At 42.5% G+C, this 13,774-nt stretch carries 24 protein-coding genes; all 24 read right to left on the reverse strand.

All coding sequences use genetic code 11. The features are described from left to right. Nucleotides 1-7: 7 nt before the first annotated feature. The 24 genes from rpsE to IEW76_RS18695 all read right to left on the reverse strand — a co-directional run bounded on the left by rpsE (nucleotide 8) and on the right by IEW76_RS18695 (nucleotide 13,674). A complete protein-coding gene (gene rpsE / locus IEW76_RS18580; protein ID WP_036787740.1) occupies nucleotides 8-514 on the reverse strand; it encodes a 30S ribosomal protein S5 in 507 nt (168 codons plus the stop codon). Between the two features lie 20 nt (nucleotides 515-534). After that, entirely contained in the window at nucleotides 535-897 is a 363-nt protein-coding gene (gene rplR, locus IEW76_RS18585) for a 50S ribosomal protein L18 (protein ID WP_036787742.1), read from the reverse strand. 32 nt (nucleotides 898-929) lie between these two features. Beyond that, a complete protein-coding gene (gene rplF, locus IEW76_RS18590) occupies nucleotides 930-1,466 on the reverse strand; it encodes a 50S ribosomal protein L6 (RefSeq protein ID WP_036787745.1) in 537 nt (178 codons plus the stop codon). A 30-nt stretch (nucleotides 1,467-1,496) separates the two neighbouring features. Continuing rightward, on the reverse strand, nucleotides 1,497-1,895 hold the full coding sequence (gene rpsH, locus IEW76_RS18595; protein WP_036787748.1) for a 30S ribosomal protein S8: 399 nt from the start codon (nucleotides 1,893-1,895) through the stop codon (nucleotides 1,497-1,499). A gap of 29 nt (nucleotides 1,896-1,924) precedes the next feature. After that, nucleotides 1,925-2,110 (reverse strand): 30S ribosomal protein S14, encoded by a 186-nt coding sequence (rpsN, locus tag IEW76_RS18600; protein ID WP_036787751.1) that lies wholly within the window; start codon nucleotides 2,108-2,110, stop codon nucleotides 1,925-1,927. A gap of 31 nt (nucleotides 2,111-2,141) precedes the next feature. Beyond that, nucleotides 2,142-2,681 (reverse strand): 50S ribosomal protein L5, encoded by a 540-nt coding sequence (rplE, locus tag IEW76_RS18605; protein ID WP_036787754.1) that lies wholly within the window; start codon nucleotides 2,679-2,681, stop codon nucleotides 2,142-2,144. Nucleotides 2,682-2,706: 25 nt separating this feature from the next. Next, entirely contained in the window at nucleotides 2,707-3,018 is a 312-nt protein-coding gene (gene rplX, locus IEW76_RS18610) for a 50S ribosomal protein L24 (protein ID WP_188655920.1), read from the reverse strand. A 38-nt stretch (nucleotides 3,019-3,056) separates the two neighbouring features. Further along, complete coding sequence (rplN, locus tag IEW76_RS18615; RefSeq protein WP_036787758.1) at nucleotides 3,057-3,425, reverse strand: 50S ribosomal protein L14; 369 nt, start codon at nucleotides 3,423-3,425, stop codon at nucleotides 3,057-3,059. 43 nt (nucleotides 3,426-3,468) lie between these two features. Further along, nucleotides 3,469-3,732, reverse strand: a complete 264-nt coding sequence (gene rpsQ, locus IEW76_RS18620) for a 30S ribosomal protein S17 (protein ID WP_036787760.1) — start codon at nucleotides 3,730-3,732, stop codon at nucleotides 3,469-3,471. 28 nt (nucleotides 3,733-3,760) lie between these two features. Next, a complete protein-coding gene (gene rpmC / locus IEW76_RS18625) occupies nucleotides 3,761-3,958 on the reverse strand; it encodes a 50S ribosomal protein L29 (RefSeq protein ID WP_036787762.1) in 198 nt (65 codons plus the stop codon). Beyond that, nucleotides 3,948-4,382, reverse strand: a complete 435-nt coding sequence (gene rplP / locus IEW76_RS18630) for a 50S ribosomal protein L16 (RefSeq protein WP_036787764.1) — start codon at nucleotides 4,380-4,382, stop codon at nucleotides 3,948-3,950. The genes rpmC and rplP overlap by 11 nt, the downstream gene beginning before the upstream one ends. 18 nt (nucleotides 4,383-4,400) lie before the next feature. Next, a complete protein-coding gene (gene rpsC / locus IEW76_RS18635; protein ID WP_036787766.1) occupies nucleotides 4,401-5,039 on the reverse strand; it encodes a 30S ribosomal protein S3 in 639 nt (212 codons plus the stop codon). A gap of 3 nt (nucleotides 5,040-5,042) precedes the next feature. Beyond that, nucleotides 5,043-5,384: a 50S ribosomal protein L22 gene (gene rplV, locus IEW76_RS18640; protein WP_036787768.1), complete on the reverse strand. Its 342-nt coding sequence runs from the start codon at nucleotides 5,382-5,384 to the stop codon at nucleotides 5,043-5,045. A gap of 19 nt (nucleotides 5,385-5,403) precedes the next feature. Next, the gene (gene rpsS, locus IEW76_RS18645) at nucleotides 5,404-5,682 is read right to left on the reverse strand and encodes a 30S ribosomal protein S19 (RefSeq protein WP_036787770.1); all 279 of its coding nucleotides are present in this window, start codon (nucleotides 5,680-5,682) and stop codon (nucleotides 5,404-5,406) included. A gap of 57 nt (nucleotides 5,683-5,739) precedes the next feature. Continuing rightward, the gene (rplB, locus tag IEW76_RS18650; RefSeq protein WP_036787772.1) at nucleotides 5,740-6,570 is read right to left on the reverse strand and encodes a 50S ribosomal protein L2; all 831 of its coding nucleotides are present in this window, start codon (nucleotides 6,568-6,570) and stop codon (nucleotides 5,740-5,742) included. 34 nt (nucleotides 6,571-6,604) lie between these two features. Further along, nucleotides 6,605-6,895, reverse strand: coding sequence for a 50S ribosomal protein L23 (gene rplW, locus IEW76_RS18655; protein ID WP_188655921.1), 291 nt, complete (start codon nucleotides 6,893-6,895; stop codon nucleotides 6,605-6,607). Then, entirely contained in the window at nucleotides 6,895-7,515 is a 621-nt protein-coding gene (gene rplD, locus IEW76_RS18660) for a 50S ribosomal protein L4 (RefSeq protein ID WP_188655922.1), read from the reverse strand. The genes rplW and rplD overlap by 1 nt, the downstream gene beginning before the upstream one ends. A gap of 24 nt (nucleotides 7,516-7,539) precedes the next feature. Next, complete coding sequence (gene rplC / locus IEW76_RS18665) at nucleotides 7,540-8,169, reverse strand: 50S ribosomal protein L3 (protein ID WP_188655923.1); 630 nt, start codon at nucleotides 8,167-8,169, stop codon at nucleotides 7,540-7,542. Between the two features lie 30 nt (nucleotides 8,170-8,199). Further along, the gene (gene rpsJ / locus IEW76_RS18670) at nucleotides 8,200-8,508 is read right to left on the reverse strand and encodes a 30S ribosomal protein S10 (RefSeq protein ID WP_036787781.1); all 309 of its coding nucleotides are present in this window, start codon (nucleotides 8,506-8,508) and stop codon (nucleotides 8,200-8,202) included. A gap of 419 nt (nucleotides 8,509-8,927) precedes the next feature. Continuing rightward, entirely contained in the window at nucleotides 8,928-10,118 is a 1,191-nt protein-coding gene (tuf, locus tag IEW76_RS18675; protein WP_036787783.1) for an elongation factor Tu, read from the reverse strand. A 133-nt stretch (nucleotides 10,119-10,251) separates the two neighbouring features. Further along, nucleotides 10,252-12,330: an elongation factor G gene (fusA, locus tag IEW76_RS18680; protein WP_036787786.1), complete on the reverse strand. Its 2,079-nt coding sequence runs from the start codon at nucleotides 12,328-12,330 to the stop codon at nucleotides 10,252-10,254. A 45-nt stretch (nucleotides 12,331-12,375) separates the two neighbouring features. After that, complete coding sequence (gene rpsG / locus IEW76_RS18685) at nucleotides 12,376-12,846, reverse strand: 30S ribosomal protein S7 (RefSeq protein WP_188655924.1); 471 nt, start codon at nucleotides 12,844-12,846, stop codon at nucleotides 12,376-12,378. 55 nt (nucleotides 12,847-12,901) lie between these two features. Next, on the reverse strand, nucleotides 12,902-13,315 hold the full coding sequence (gene rpsL / locus IEW76_RS18690; protein ID WP_188655925.1) for a 30S ribosomal protein S12: 414 nt from the start codon (nucleotides 13,313-13,315) through the stop codon (nucleotides 12,902-12,904). A 107-nt stretch (nucleotides 13,316-13,422) separates the two neighbouring features. Continuing rightward, a complete protein-coding gene (locus tag IEW76_RS18695) occupies nucleotides 13,423-13,674 on the reverse strand; it encodes a 50S ribosomal protein L7ae-like protein (protein ID WP_188655926.1) in 252 nt (83 codons plus the stop codon). Nucleotides 13,675-13,774 lie beyond the last annotated feature (100 nt).

Consider the following 13,774-nt stretch of genomic DNA (forward strand, 5'->3'; position numbering starts at 1 on the left):
TCCCTCCTTATCCTAACAGTTCTTCTACAGACTTTCCACGAAGTTTCGCAACGTCTTCCGCACGCTTAAGTTCGCTAAGTCCGCTTAGTGTAGCACGTACCATGTTAATTGGTGTGTTTGAACCTAATGATTTAGATAGGATGTCACCTACACCTGCAAGTTCTAGTACCGCACGTACGGGACCACCTGCGATAACTCCAGTACCTTCTGCAGCAGGTTTCATAAGGATGTTTCCAGCACCGAAACGTCCGATGATTTCGTGTGGAATTGTAGTACCAACTGTTGGTACAGTGATTAGATTTTTCTTCGCATCTTCAATTGCTTTACGAATCGCTTCTGGAACCTCTTGGGCTTTACCAGTACCGAATCCAACATGACCATTTTTGTCTCCTACTACAACCAATGCAGCAAAACGGAAGCGGCGTCCACCTTTAACAACCTTTGCAACACGGTTGACAGTAACAACGCGTTCTTCTAGATCTAATTTGTTAGGATCTACTACGTTTGTACTCATTTCTGTCCCTCCTTTTTCTATTAAAATTCTAGTCCTGCTTCGCGAGCAGCGTCAGCTAGAGCTTTCACACGTCCGTGATATAAATAACCTCCGCGGTCGAATACAATAGCAGAAACGCCATTATTCTTCGCACGATCAGCTACCATCTGACCAACTTTTGTTGCAGCTTCAACGTTTCCAGTAGTATCAAGGTTAAACTCGTTATCTACTGTAGAAGCGCTAGCTAGTGTAACACCATTTACATCGTCAATGATTTGAGCGTAAATGTGTTTGTTTGAACGATAAACGTTTAAACGTGGACGTTCCGGAGTACCAGCTACTTTTTTACGCACGCGTGCATGTCTTCTCTTACGCACAGCATTTTTGTCAGCTTTTGTGATCATTCAGGTCACTCCTTTCTCTTCCCTAACGAGACTTATTTAGCAGTTTTACCTTCTTTACGACGAACATGTTCGCCTTCGTAACGAATACCTTTACCTTTGTAAGGCTCTGGTGGGCGGATTGCGCGGATGTTCGCTGCAACAGCGCCAACTAGTTCTTTATCGATACCTCTAATAGTTAATTTCGCGTTAGATGGTACTTCGATTTCGATACCTTCACGCTGTTCTACCTCAACTGGGTGAGAGTAACCAGCGTTAATGATGATCTTTTCACCTTGCTTTTGCGCACGGTAACCTACACCTTGGATCTCAAGGCTTTTCTCGAAGCCTTTAGAAACACCTTCAACCATGTTTCCGATAAGACTACGGGTAGTACCGTGTAAAGAACGGTGTTCTTTATTATCGCTTGGGCGAGCAACGGTTAAAATATTGTCTTCAATATTGATCGTCATGTCTGGATGGAAAGTACGAGTTAATTCACCTTTAGGACCCTTAACTGTAATTTCGTCCCCATTCATGTTGATTTCAACACCCTCAGGGATTTGTAGTTGTTTTAAACCTACGCGGGACATACTGTGCACCTCCTGTCATTCAATTGTTTATTACCAAACGTAAGCAAGCACTTCGCCGCCAATAGCTTGTTGGCGTGCTTCCTTGTCCGTTAAAACACCATTTGAAGTAGATACGACTGCTACTCCAAGACCGTTTAATACGCGTGGAAGCTCATCAGCTTTTGCGTACACACGAAGACCAGGTTTACTGATTCGTTTTAAGCCAGTGATAACACGCTCGTTGTTAGCACCGTATTTAAGGAAAATACGTAAGATTCCTTGTTTATCATCTTCAACCATTTCGTAATCGCGAACGAAGCCTTCACGTTTAAGAATGTCCGCAACTTCTTTTTTAAGCTTAGAAGCAGGTACTTCAAGCTTTTCGTGACGTACCATGTTCGCATTACGAATGCGAGTTAGCATATCTGCAATTGGATCTGTCATGACCATTTGTGATTACCTCCTTCCCTAATTGGGGATTACCAGCTTGCTTTTTTGACACCAGGAATTTGACCTTTGTATGCAAGTTCACGGAAACAAATACGGCAAAGCTTAAACTTACGTAGTACAGAATGTGGGCGACCACAACGTTCGCAACGTGTGTACTCTTGTACTTTAAACTTTTGTTTACGCTGTTGTTTCGCGATCATTGATTTTTTAGCCACAATTTTCCCTCCTTATTAAAGCTTGAGTAGCTTATTTCTGGAAAGGCATACCGAATTGAGTTAATAATTCGCTCGCTTCTTCGTCATTGTTAGCAGTTGTAACAATAACAATGTCCATTCCGCGTACTTTGCTTACTTTATCATAATTGATCTCTGGGAAAATTAATTGCTCTTTAACACCTAGAGTGTAGTTACCGCGACCGTCAAACGCTTTGTTTGAGATCCCGCGGAAGTCACGTACACGTGGTAAAGAAACAGCGATTAATTTTTGTAGGAATTGATACATACGCTCACCACGAAGGGTTACTTTCGCGCCGATCGGCATTCCTTCACGTAGACGGAAACCAGCAATTGATTTCTTCGCTTTTGTGATTAGTGGTTTTTGACCAGAGATTAATTCTAACTCTTCAACAGCGTTGTCTAACGCTTTTGCGTTTTGTACTGCGTCACCAACACCCATGTTGATGATGATCTTTTCGACCTTTGGTACTTCCATCACAGAGTCATATTCGAATTTATTCATCAAGCTTGATACGATCTCATCTTGATATTGTTGTTTAAGTTGATTCATCACGTAGCCCTCCTTTCATCGCTATTTATTTATCTAAAGTTTCACCTGATTTTTTAGCGATACGAACTTTCTTTCCATCACGCACTTCATAACCGACGCGTGTAGCATCCCCTGATTTAGGGTCAACTGGTAAAACGTTCGACACATGAATCGGTGCTTCTTGGCTTAGGATACCGCCCTGAGGGTTGTCTTGTGATGGCTTCGCATGTTTTTTAACAACATTTACGCCTTCAACAAGGACACGCTCTTTTTTCGGGTAAGCTTCTAGGATCGTTCCCTGCTTGCCTTTATCCTTACCAGTGATCACCATGACTTTGTCACCTTTTTTTACATGCATTGTTGTGGCACCTCCTTACAAGGCAATAGTTCGAGTATTTATAATACTTCTGGCGCAAGTGATACAATCTTCATGAATTTCTTATCACGAAGTTCACGTGCAACAGGTCCGAAAATACGAGTACCACGTGGGCCTTTGTCGTCACGGATGATTACTGCAGCATTTTCATCGAAACGGATATAAGATCCATCTTTACGGCGAACACCGCTCTTTGTACGTACGATAACCGCGCGTACTACTTCACCTTTTTTGACAACGCCTCCTGGTGTTGCTTGTTTCACTGAACAAACAATAATATCACCAATATTGGCAGTCTTACGGCCAGATCCACCTAGTACTTTGATGGTTTGAACTTCACGAGCACCAGAGTTGTCTGCAACTTTTAAAGAAGTTTCCTGTTGAATCATACGGTTGTTACCTCCCTTCGGGTTTCATCCCCTACGAACAATATTAGATAATAACTGATTCTTCAACGATTTCAACTAAACGGAAACGCTTGCTAGCGGATAGCGGACGAGTTTCCATAATTTTAACGACATCGCCAAGTTTTGCAGCATTTTGCTCGTCGTGAGTTTTGAATTTCTTAGAATATTTAACACGCTTACCATATAGTTGGTGGAACTTATACGTTTCAACTAGTACAGTAATCGTTTTGTCCATTTTATCTGAAACAACACGGCCAGTGTAAACCTTACGATTATTGCGTTCACTCATTTGAGGCTAACCTCCTCTCGATTATCGATTATTTAGCGCCTAGCTCTCTTTCGCGAACAACGGTTTTCATACTCGCGATTGACTTACGTACTTGACGGATGCGAGCAGTGTTTTCAAGTTGACCAGTTGCTAGCTGGAAGCGTAGGTTAAATAGCTCTTCTTTAAGAGACGTAACTTTTTGTTCAATTTCGGCAGTGGTTAGTTCTCTGATTTCATTAGCCTTCATTGATCTCACCACCAATTTCTTCACGTTTTACAAACTTCGTTTTGATCGGCAGTTTGTGAGAAGCAAGACGTAATGCTTCACGTGCTACTTCTTCTGAAACTCCAGCAACTTCAAACATGATCTTGCCTGGTTTCGTAACTGCTACCCAACCTTCAGGTGCACCTTTACCGGAACCCATACGTACTTCTAGGGGCTTCGCTGTGTAAGGTTTATCTGGGAAGATTTTAATCCATACTTTACCGCCACGTTTCATGTAACGAGTCATTGCAATACGAGCTGCCTCGATTTGACGGCTTGTAATACGTGCTGGTTCAACAGCTTGTAGTCCAAATTCACCGAAAGCTACTGTAGTACCGCCTTTCGCACGGCCTGCTAAACTATCACGGTGTTGCTTACGATATTTTACGCGTTTTGGCATTAACATTATGCTTTTCCCCCTTCCTTAGTTTCGTTTTGATGGAAGGACTTCTCCACGGTAGATCCACACTTTGACACCTAGTTTACCGTAAGTTGTGTCAGCTTCTGCAGTACCGTAATCGATGTCTGCGCGAAGTGTGTGTAGTGGTACAGTACCTTCACTGTAAGATTCTGCGCGAGCAATGTCAGCTCCGCCTAGACGACCAGATACCTGAGTACGAATTCCTTTCGCTCCTCCACGCATAGCACGTTGGATAGTTTGTTTCTGAGCGCGACGGAATGATACACGGTTTTCTAGTTGACGTGCAATATTCTCAGCAACTAATGCTGCATCTAAATCAGCTTTCTTCACTTCAACGATGTTGATGTGAACACGTTTGCCAGATAGATCATTTAGAGATTTACGAAGTGCTTCAACCTCAGAACCACCTTTACCAATTACCATACCTGGCTTTGCAGTGTGGATAGTAACGTTAACGCGGTTCGCAGCACGTTCGATTTCAATAGTAGATACAGAAGCATCTTGTAGACGCTGTTCTACATATTCACGAATCTTAATGTCTTCATGAAGTAAATCTGCATAGTCTTTGCCAGCGTACCATTTTGACTCCCAGTCACGAATGACACCAATACGCAGACCTACTGGATTAACTTTTTGACCCACTGATTATCCCTCCTTCTTTTCTGATACAACGACCGTGATATGACTAGTACGTTTGTTGATCTGACTTGCGCGTCCCATCGCACGTGGACGGAAACGTTTAAGAGTTACGCCTTCGTTAACAAAAGCTTCAGATACTACTAGACTATCCGGGTCCATTTCATAGTTATGCTCCGCATTTGCAATAGCAGAGTTTAGTACTTTTTCAATCTCTGGTGAAGCTCCACGCTCTGTGTGACGCAGAATTGCAATTGCTTCCCCAACCTTTTTTCCTCGAATTAAATCAATAACCAAACGAGCTTTACGAGGAGCAATACGAACGGATTTCGCAACGGCTTTGGCTTGCATCTTGTGTGCCTCCTCTCATTTAGCGTTTTGTTTTCTTATCATCGCCACTATGGCCTTTGAACGTACGTGTTGGTGCGAACTCACCAAGTTTGTGGCCTACCATGTCTTCTGTAACATATACAGGTACATGTTTGCGTCCATCATAAATTGCGATAGTATGACCCACAAAGTTAGGGAAGATTGTAGAACGACGAGACCAAGTTTTAATAACCTGATGTTGCCCGCTCTCATTCAAACCTTCAACTTTTTTCATTAAATGATCATCAACGAAAGGTCCCTTTTTTAGGCTACGACCCATGCATAAACCTCCCTTCGTGATTGACAGTCGAGTTAACTCACCCGACGTCTATCCCGATTATTTTTTACGACGACGTACGATATATTTATCAGACGACTTGTTGCGTTTGCGTGTTTTCTTTCCAAGTGTAGGTTTGCCCCATGGTGACATTGGAGATGGAAGACCGATTGGTGCACGTCCTTCACCACCACCGTGTGGGTGATCTACTGGGTTCATAACAGAACCACGAACTGTTGGGCGGATACCTTTCCAACGAGAACGACCAGCTTTACCTACGTTGATAAGTTCATGCTCAAGGTTACCTACTTGACCTACTGTAGCGCGGCAAGTACCTAGAACTAAGCGAACTTCACCAGATTTAAGACGTACTAGAGTGTATTTACCTTCACGTCCAAGAATTTGTGCAGATGCACCAGCTGAACGTGCGATTTGTCCACCGCGTCCTGGTTTAAGTTCAATGTTGTGAACTGTTGTACCAACTGGGATATCTTGAAGTGTTAACGCGTTACCTACCTTGATGTCAGCTTCAGAACCAGAAATAATTTCAGTTCCTACTTTAAGACCTTTAGGAGCTAGGATATAGCGTTTTTCACCATCCACGTAGTTGATTAGAGCAATGTTAGCGGAACGGTTCGGATCGTACTCAACTGTAGCAACGCGTCCTGGTATTCCATCTTTGTCGCGTTTGAAGTCGATCATACGGTATTGACGCTTATGACCGCCGCCTTGATGACGAACTGTTAACCGACCTTGGTTGTTACGTCCACCTTTTCCGTGTAGAGGAGTTAGCAAGGATTTTTCTGGTTGATCAGTAGTGATCTCAGCGAAATCAGAACCTGACATGCTGCGACGACCGTTTGTAGTTGGTCTAAACTTTTTAATCGCCATCTTTATTTCCCTCCTTTATTTATCAATTTTTTATTTAAGCACCTTCGAAGAATTCAAGCTCTTGGCTGTCTGGAGTTAGCTTAACGACTGCTTTTTTGCGGTCGGCACGGTAACCTCCATAACGTCCCATACGCTTAAATTTACCATTAAGGTTCATTGTGTTTACTTTTTCAACTTTAACGCCAAAGATCACTTCAATAGCTTCTTTGATTTCAGTTTTATTAGCTTTTGGGCTAACTTCAAACGTGTATTTTTTCTCAGCCATTAGATCAGCGGATCTTTCTGTAATTACAGGGCGCTTAATAATATCACGTGGGTTCTTCATTATGCAAGCACCTCCCCTGCTTTTTCAGCTGCATCTTTAGTTAAGACCAGCTTGTCATGCGTTAACAAGTCAAGTACGTTAACTTGTTCAACAGTTAGTACTTTAACATCTTGGATGTTATTAGCTGATAGTACTACGTTTTCTTCCATGTTAGCTGTAACAATGATCGCTTCTTTAGCGTCTAGCTCTTTAAGCATGTTAACAACTTCTTTAGTTTTAGGAGCTTCAAGAGAAAGACTCTCTAGAACGATAAGATCGTTATCAGCAGCTTTTTGAGAAAGAGCAGATTTTAAAGCTAAACGACGAACTTTTTTAGGTAGTTTGTAGCTGTAGCTACGTGGAGTTGGACCGAATACAGTTCCTCCGCCTACCCACTGTGGTGAACGGATTGAACCTTGACGTGCACGTCCAGTTCCTTTTTGACGCCATGGTTTGCGTCCTCCGCCACTTACTTCAGAGCGATTTTTAACTAAATGAGTACCTTGACGTAATGAAGCACGTTGCATTAATACAGCTTCGTTCATTACATGTGTGTTTGGCTCAATACCGAAAACGGACTCATTCAACTCAACATCGCCTACTTGAGAACCGCTTTGGTTAAATAGTGCTACTTTAGGCATGACATATCCTCCCTTCGTATTGTATTAGTTAGCCTTATTTGCACTTGTGATTTTCACGTAAGACTTCTTCGCACCTGGTACGTTACCTTTGATAAGAAGTAGGTTACGTTCTTCATCAACTTTAACTACTTCAAGGTTTTGGATTGTGACTTGTTCGCCACCCATTTGACCTGGAAGGTTCATACCTTTGAATACGTGTCCTGGGTCCATTTGTCCCATAGAACCTGGACGACGGTGGTAACGAGAACCGTGAGTTTCAGGTCCACGACCTTGATTGTGGCGCTTAATTGCACCTTGGAAACCTTTACCCTTCGAAATACCAGTAACGTTAATAACATCACCAGCTGCAAATACGTTAACAGAAACCTCTTGACCTAATTCGAAGTCTTCAAGGTTTGCATCACGGAATTCACGAACGAAGCGCTTAGGAGCAGCCTCAGCTTTACCAGCATGGCCTTTCTCAGCTTTGTTAGCTAATTTATCTCGTTTGTCCGCAAAACCGATCTGAACAGCTTCATAACCGTCATTTTCAGAAGTCTTCTTCTGTAGTACAACGTTTTGATCAGCTTGAACAACTGTTACTGGTACTAATTCGCCAGTTTCATCAAAAAGCTGTGTCATACCGACTTTACGACCTAAGATTCCTTTCGTCATCCGTCACACCTCCTATTTATTCATATAGTTTTATAATTTAATTTCGATGTCCACACCAGATGGTAAATCTAAACGCATTAGCGAGTCAACCGTTTGTGGTGTTGGATTTACGATATCGATTAGACGTTTGTGTGTACGCATTTCAAATTGCTCACGAGCATCTTTGTATTTGTGTACCGCACGAAGCACTGTGTAGATTGAACGCTCTGTCGGAAGCGGGATTGGACCAGAAACATTAGCTCCTGAACGCTTCGCAGTGTCCACGATCTTTTCAGCGGATTGATCTAGAATACGGTGATCATACGCCTTTAAACGAATACGAATCTTCTCTTTTGCCATTATTTTCCCTCCTTTTTCGCCTATTTTAGTAACAGACATTCTCCACGAAAATTATACCTGAAGTACCCGCCATGGCAAAGGGGCCGGGTGTTTCAGCAACCTTTCGCTTCATCGCCTTTTATGACCAACATTATTTATTATAATAAATAATGGGCACAAATGCAATAACAAATTATTTTTTCCGTATGTGATTGCACTTTTATTATTATACAAAGGTATTTCCTTGTTTTCAAGGGGACATACCTTATTTATTAGGTTTCTTTGTAATTTTTCTTCCATAACACAAGAGTTTAGCAGTATATATCATGTTTGATCGTAAAACACATATATATAGTAGAAACTCGTTTTATTTAAACTTACACAACAAATAAAAAAAGCAGCGAGCTCTTTGAGCTCACTGCTTTATTCATTAAATAAGACTATTCAATGATAGTTGATACAACGCCAGCGCCTACTGTACGGCCACCTTCACGGATAGAGAACTTAGTTCCATCTTCGATAGCGATTTTAGAAATAAGTTCAACTTCCATTTCTACGTTGTCCCCAGGCATAACCATTTCTACGCCTTCAGGAAGTTGGATAACGCCAGTTACGTCCGTAGTACGGAAGTAGAACTGTGGGCGGTAGTTGTTGAAGAATGGAGTATGACGTCCACCTTCTTCTTTAGAAAGTACATAAACTTCTGCTTTGTACTTATGGTGAGGAGTGATTGTACCAGGCTTAGCTAGTACTTGACCACGGTTGATGTCGTCACGGTTAACACCACGAAGTAGTGCACCGATGTTGTCACCAGCTTCAGCATAGTCAAGAAGCTTACGGAACATTTCAACACCAGTTACTGTAGTCTTGAATGCTTCTTCTGCCATACCGATGATTTCAATTTCATCGCCAACTTTAACAGAACCACGCTCAACACGACCAGTTGCAACTGTACCACGGCCAGTGATTGAGAATACGTCCTCAACTGGCATCATGAATGGCTTGTCGTTGTCACGCTCTGGAGTTGGGATGTACTCGTCAACAGCATCCATTAGTTCATAGATTGCGTTAACGTATTGCTCTTCGCCTTCAAGAGCTTTAAGAGCAGAACCTTTAACTACTGGTACATCATCACCAGGGAAGTCGTATTCGCCAAGAAGGTCACGTACTTCCATTTCTACTAGTTCAAGTAGCTCTTCGTCGTCTACCATGTCACACTTGTTAAGGAATACTACGATCGCAGGTACACCAACCTGACGAGAAAGTAGGATGTGCTCACGTGTTTGTGGCATTGGACCGTCAGCTGCAGATACAACTAGGATCGCGCCGTCCATTTGTGCCGCACCAGTGATCATGTTCTTAACGTAGTCAGCGTGACCTGGGCAGTCAACGTGTGCATAGTGACGGCTTTCAGTTTCGTACTCAACGTGAGCTGTTGCGATTGTAATACCGCGCTCGCGCTCTTCTGGAGCACCGTCAATTTGGTCGTACGCCATTGCTGTACCAGAACCAGAACGCTGGTGTAAGCAAGTAGTGATTGCTGCAGTTAATGTAGTTTTACCATGGTCAACGTGTCCAATAGTCCCAATGTTAACGTGGGACTTGGAACGGTCAAATTTCTCTTTACCCATTCTAAAACTTCCTCCTTTAAATATAAGAAAATGTTATTGTAAATATATTTGTTGTACAAGAGCTAACTGCCAAATGACAACTAGCTCCTATACGTACAATACAAGTTATACTTGAGATTTACGAAAAAATCAATTACTGACCAGAATTTTTCTTGATAATCTCTTCAGAAATGCTCTTCGGTACTTCTTCATAATGAGAGAAGTGCATCGTGTACGTTCCGCGACCTTGTGTGTTAGAACGAAGACTTGTTGCATAACCGAACATTTCAGAAAGAGGTACGAATGCTTTAACAAGTTGAGCAGTACCACGAGTATCCATACCTTCTACACGTCCACGACGGGAAGTTACGTCACCCATGATGTCTCCCATGTATTCTTCAGGGATTACGATCTCAACTTTCATCATTGGTTCAAGAAGAACTGGTTTACATTTATTTTTCGCTTCTTTAAGTGCCATAGAAGCGGCAACTTTATAAGCCATTTCGTTGGAGTCTACATCGTGGTAAGAACCATCGAATAGCGTTGCTTTAATGTCGATTAGTGGATATCCGGCAACAACACCGTTTTCCATAGCTTCTTCGACACCTTGTTGTACTGATGCGATGTATTCACGAGGAATTACACCACCAACAATTTTGTTTTGGAATTCAAAGCCAGCGCCTTCTTCGTTTGGCTCGAATGTCATCCATACGTGACCGTATTGTCCACGACCACCAGACTGACGTACGAACTTACCTTCAACGTTTGCAGATCCGCGGAACGTTTCACGGTAAGCAACCTGTGGGTTACCAATGTTCGCTTCTACTTTGAACTCGCGACGAAGACGGTCCACGATGATGTCTAGGTGTAGTTCACCCATACCAGAGATGATCGTTTGACCAGTCTCAACGTTTGTTTCCGTCTTGAATGTTGGATCTTCTTCAGCCAACTTACCAAGTGCGATAGACATCTTATCTTGGTCAGCTTTAGACTTCGGTTCGATCGCAACAGAGATTACTGGCTCAGGGAATTCCATGGATTCTAAGATAACAAGATTCTTTTCATCACATAGAGTGTCACCTGTAGCTGTATCTTTAAGACCAACACCAGCTGCAATATCTCCTGTGTATACTTCAGAGATCTCTTCACGAGAGTTTGCGTGCATTTGCAGGATACGACCTACGCGCTCACGCTTGTCTTTAGTAGAGTTCTTAACGTATGAACCAGAAGATAATACACCAGAGTATACGCGGAAGAATGTTAACTTACCAACGTATGGGTCTGTCATTACCTTAAAGGCAAGAGCTGAGAATGGTTCTTTGTCGTCTGCTTTACGAACTACTTGTTCCTCAGTACGTGGAACGAAACCTTCAATTGGAGGTACGTCCAGTGGAGATGGAAGGTAGTCTAGTACAGCATCGATTAATAACTGAACACCTTTGTTCTTAAATGCAGAACCGCATAGAACTGGGTAGAAATCAACATTTAAAGTAGCTTGACGAATTGCAGTCATAAGCTCTTCGTTCGTGAATTCTTCACCCTCAAGGTATCTCATCATTAATTCTTCATCAGATTCCGCAACAGCTTCAATTAGCTTGCCACGGTATTCTTCAGCTTGTTCCTTGTATTCCTCAGGGATTTCACGTGCTTCAAGACGTGTACCTAAGTCATCTTCGTAGAAATAAGCTTGCATACCGATTAAATCGATAATACCTTCAAACTCATCTTCTGCACCAATTGGTAATTGGATTGGATGAGCATTCGCGCCAAGGCGATCTTGAAGTGTACCAGTAGAGTATAGGAAGTCAGCTCCTACTTTGTCCATCTTGTTAATGAAAACAATACGAGGAACACCGTAAGTAGTGGCCTGACGCCATACTGTTTCTGTTTGTGGTTCTACACCAGACTGTGCGTCTAGTACAGCCACAGAACCATCAAGTACACGTAGAGAACGTTCAACTTCTACTGTGAAGTCTACGTGTCCAGGTGTATCAATGATATTGATGCGGTGGTCTTTCCACTGTGCAGTTGTTGCTGCAGAAGTGATTGTAATACCACGGTCTTGTTCCTGCTCCATCCAGTCCATTTGAGACGCACCTTCGTGCGTTTCACCTAGCTTGTGGATACGACCTGTATAGAACAAGATACGTTCTGTAGCAGTGGTTTTACCAGCATCGATGTGAGCCATGATACCGATATTACGTGTCTTTTCCAAGGAGAACTCTCTAGGCATGCGTTCTTCTCCTCCCTATTGGGTGATATAGTTTGATGTTCGTTATTACCAACGGTAGTGAGCAAATGCTTTGTTTGCTTCAGCCATTTTGTGAACATCTTCGCGCTTCTTAACAGAAGCACCAGTGTTGTTTGCTGCATCTAGGATTTCGTTAGCTAGACGTTCTTCCATTGTTTTCTCACCGCGTAGACGAGAATAGTTAACAACCCAACGAAGTCCAAGTGCTTGACGGCGCTCTGGACGTACTTCAACTGGTACTTGGTAGTTAGATCCACCTACACGACGTGCTCTAACCTCTAGTACTGGCATTACGTTCTTAAGAGCTTGTTCGAAAGTTTCCATAGCGTCGTTTCCACTACGCTCTTGTACTAGTTCGAATGCTTTATAAAGAATTTTTTGTGCTTTACCGCGTTTACCATCCACCATGATTTGGTTGATCAGGCGAGTTACAAGCTTAGAGTTGTACATTGGGTCTGGCAATACATCACGCTTTGGTACTGGTCCTTTACGTGGCATACGGTCCCCTCCTTTCAATCTTACTAAAGTTTTATTAAGTGCAAGTTAACTTGCCTTATTTTTTAGGTTTTTTCGTTCCGTACTTAGAACGACCTTGCATGCGGCCTTCAACACCAGCAGTGTCAAGAGCACCACGTACAATGTGGTAACGTACACCCGGCAAGTCTTTTACACGTCCACCACGGATAAGAACAACACTGTGCTCTTGTAGGTTGTGGCCGATACCAGGGATATACGCAGTTACTTCGATGCTGTTCGTTAAACGAACACGAGCATATTTACGAAGTGCAGAGTTCGGTTTCTTCGGTGTTAGCGTACCAACACGTGTACAAACACCACGCTTTTGTGGAGAAGAAAGATCAGTGAACTTCTTCTTGTAGCTATTGTAGCCTTTGTTAAGCGCTGGAGAGTCTGACATTTTCTTTTTAGAAACGCGACCTTTACGTACTAATTGATTAATAGTAGGCATGTGATTATCCTCCCTTCAAATTCACTTTTGTAATACCACACATCCAGGTGGTTCATAAATAAGCAAAAAACAAAGCTTTCGCGAAAGTTTGCCTTTCCGCCAAAACTTTATTGCTTTATCGCAACTACAGCTGCTCCCACATCAATCCCACAAGCTTTACCCAATTTATTCATTGAATCAACTCGTGCGAAAGGAGTTCCACACTCTTCTGCGAGTCGCAGTACTTTAGCCGTTACATGCTGATCAGCATCATCAGCAACAATAACTTCTTGAACTTGACCATGTTTTATAGCTTTCATGGTTTGCTTTGTTCCAATTACTACATTCGACTTAGCCTGTGCTACTTTTTCATAAGACATTTAACTATATCCTCCAAAGTAACAAGGATAAATGGAAGCACCTAGAATATAGTATCACCCGCATCTAATAATGTCAACGTGGTTACAATATTTTTTCTAG

The sequence above is a fragment of the Pontibacillus salipaludis genome (genome assembly GCF_014642405.1).
Lineage (GTDB): Bacteria > Bacillota > Bacilli > Bacillales > BH030062 > Pontibacillus > Pontibacillus salipaludis.